We start from the raw sequence: 271 nt of genomic DNA, 5'->3' as shown, positions 1-271 counted from the left end.
GACAGCCTGATCGCCGCCGACGCCAGCCTGGCCGCCTCGCGCGCCCAGCTGCTGCCGCAACTGCGCCTGTCAGTCTCGGCCGACCGCGTGTTCACCGACGCCCTGCCCGATCCGGTGGCGCTGTGGACCATCGGGGCGGGCCTGGCCCAGCCGATCTTCAACGGCGGCCGGCTGAAGGCTCAGGTCCAGGCCTCGGATGCTCGCAAGCCCCAGGCGGCGGCCAGCTATCGCGGCGTCGTCCTGAACGCCTTCGCCGAGACGGAAACCGCCC

The 271-nt window shown here is 73.1% G+C and carries 1 protein-coding gene; it reads left to right on the top strand.

The window, feature by feature from the left end; translation table 11 throughout:
• On the top strand, positions 1-271 hold a 271-nt coding region (locus tag EIK80_RS25955), incomplete at both ends, for a TolC family protein (RefSeq protein ID WP_158624772.1).

This window comes from Caulobacter sp. 602-1 (genome assembly GCF_003931565.1).
Lineage (GTDB): Bacteria > Pseudomonadota > Alphaproteobacteria > Caulobacterales > Caulobacteraceae > Caulobacter.
Note: the sequence above shows the minus strand (reverse complement) of the source record. Positions and strands in the feature narration are given on the sequence as shown.